This window comes from Corallococcus terminator (assembly GCF_003611635.1).
GTDB classification, from domain to species: domain Bacteria; phylum Myxococcota; class Myxococcia; order Myxococcales; family Myxococcaceae; genus Corallococcus; species Corallococcus terminator.
On sequence record NZ_RAVZ01000816.1, the window covers coordinates 1 to 441 of the forward strand.

Consider the following 441-nt stretch of genomic DNA (forward strand, 5'->3'; position numbering starts at 1 on the left):
CGCGTTGACCACGTCCAGCACCGGCATGCCGTAGATCGGGCTGGCCGGATCAGTACGCGCGACCGGATTGACCACGTCGTTGGCACCGATCACCAGTACCACGTCGGTGTTGGCAAACTCCGGATTGATGTCATCCATGTCGGCGATCAGGTCGTAGGGCACGCCCGCTTCGGCCAGCAGTACGTTCATGTGCCCGGGCATGCGCCCGGCGACCGGGTGGATGGCGAACTTCACCTTCACCCCTCGCTGGCCCAGCCGCTGCGCCAGTTCCCAGATCTTGTGCTGGGCCTGGGCCACGGCCATGCCGTATCCAGGCACGATCACCACGCGTTCGGCGTAGGCCATCATCGCCGCGACATCCGGGGCTTCGATCGGCTTCTGCGCGCCGCTGATCGCCTGCGCTTCGCCACCAGCACCGCCGCCGAAGTTGGAGAACAGCAC

The 441-nt window shown here is 66.0% G+C and carries 1 protein-coding gene; it reads right to left on the reverse strand.

Features of this window, described 5'->3' with window-relative positions; translation table 11 throughout:
• Positions 1–441: NAD(P)(+) transhydrogenase (Re/Si-specific) subunit beta (locus tag D7V88_RS42275; RefSeq protein ID WP_147449190.1), on the reverse strand; the 441-nt coding region annotated here is incomplete at both ends.